Genomic DNA, 1317 nt, shown 5'->3' with positions numbered 1-1317 from the left:
GACCTCCGCAGGATCGTCGGCAAGGCCCGCATCGTGGCGCTCGGCGAGGGCACGCACGGCACGCGCGAGTTCTTCCAGCTCAAGCACCGGATGACCCAGTACCTGGCGACCGAGATGGGATTCAGCGTGTTCGCGATCGAGGCCAACCTGCCCGAGGCGTGGCGCATCAACGACTACGTGCTGGGCGGCCAGGGCGATCCGCGCGCCCTGATCCAGGGCATGTACTTCTGGACGTGGAACACGGAGGAAGTGCTCGAGATGGTCGAGTGGATGCGGCGCTTCAATGCCTCCAAGCGCGGGCGCATCGAGTTCACGGGATTCGACATGCAGACCCCGGACACTGCGGCCGCCATCGTGCGGCGGTACCTCGCCACGCACGATCCGGCCTGGGCCGACAGCATCACGGCGGCCGAGAGGCTGTCGGCCCGGGACCCGGGCTTCGTCACCGCGACAGGCACGCTCCCCGCGGCGGCATTCGCCGGACGCAAGGTGCGTTACTCGGGGTTCATGCGCACCGAGCGCGTGTCCCAGTTCGCGGGTCTATGGATGCGCGCCGACGCCGGCGAGGAGCGCGGGATCGCGTTCGACAACATGCAGTCCCAGGCAGTGAGCGGCACCAACGGCTGGAGGCGGTACGAGATCCAGCTGGCGATCCCCGCGAGCGCCGATAACATCACCTTCGGCGTGCTCATGTCCGGCGAGGGCACCGCGTGGTTCGACTCGCTCGGGGTCGAGATCGACGGTGCGCCATGGACGACAAGCTCCATCGACCTCGCCCTCGAGCTCGCTGGCGGCCCCAGCGGCCTCAGTCGTCGGGCGTTCCATCCGCGCTTCTCGATCGCGATGGATGACACCACCGCCGCCAGCGGAACACGCAGCCTGCGGCTCTCTGGAACGCGCGCCACGGAAGATGGCAACACCGGCCAGCGGGGTGTGGCGGCGACGCAGCGCATCGTGGATCACCTCGAGGCCTCGCGGGGACGGCTTGGCGCCGCCACCACGCCGGCACAAGCGGACTGGATCATCCGCAATGCCCATGTCGTCTTGCAGTGCGCGCAGAGCAGGAGCGGTGCCGGCTGGACGGTCCGCGATTCGAGCATGGCCGCCAACGTGGTCTGGATCGCCGACGAGGCGCGAAAGGGCTCGAAGGTGGTGCTGTGGGCCCACAACGGGCACGTGGCGAAGAACAAGGGCTGGATGGGCAAATGGCTCGCCGACCGGTACGGGAAGGATCTGGTGGTCGTGGGGTTCGCCGCAAACGAAGGCACGTACACGGCGATGAGCAGCGGGGGGCTGGGGTCGGACCACGCCCTCCAG

Annotated in this window: 1 protein-coding gene; it reads left to right on the top strand. The window is 68.6% G+C overall.

Annotation, left to right across the window (positions count from 1 at the left end):
- The coding region (locus VFQ05_00165) for an erythromycin esterase family protein (protein ID HET9325164.1) at positions 1–1317 on the top strand (1317 nt) is incomplete at both ends.

The organism is Candidatus Eisenbacteria bacterium (assembly GCA_035712145.1).
Classification (GTDB): Bacteria; Eisenbacteria; RBG-16-71-46; order RBG-16-71-46; family RBG-16-71-46; genus DASTBI01.
Note: the sequence above shows the minus strand (reverse complement) of the source record. Positions and strands in the feature narration are given on the sequence as shown.